1 protein-coding gene is annotated in these 296 nt (G+C 67.9%); it reads right to left on the reverse strand.

Annotated elements, in window-relative coordinates:
• The coding region (locus V6F88_RS27850) for an MHYT domain-containing protein (RefSeq protein WP_332613529.1) at positions 1–296 on the reverse strand (296 nt) is incomplete at both ends.

Genomic DNA, 296 nt, shown 5'->3' on the forward strand with positions numbered 1-296 from the left:
GGGCGCGAGAACGCCACGCGCGGGCCGTCGTGGCGCAGGCGATAGGTGATCCACAAGGCAGCGCCCGAGGCGGCCACGGCGATCACGATGGACAGCGCAAACCACTTCGCGTCGTAAACGATGCCGGGCGCCATGCGCATCGCCGCCATGCCCAGATAGTGCATGGCGGCGATGCCGGCGCCCATCAGCAACGCGCCGCTAAGCAGGCGCCGCCATGGCAGTTCATCCTTGCAGACGATCCACAGCGCAAACGCCGAGCAGCCCACGGCGATGGCCAGGGACAGCACCGTCAAAGA

This window comes from Achromobacter sp. ESBL13, from assembly GCF_036668755.1.
In the GTDB taxonomy this organism is placed as follows: Bacteria; Pseudomonadota; Gammaproteobacteria; order Burkholderiales; family Burkholderiaceae_B; genus Achromobacter.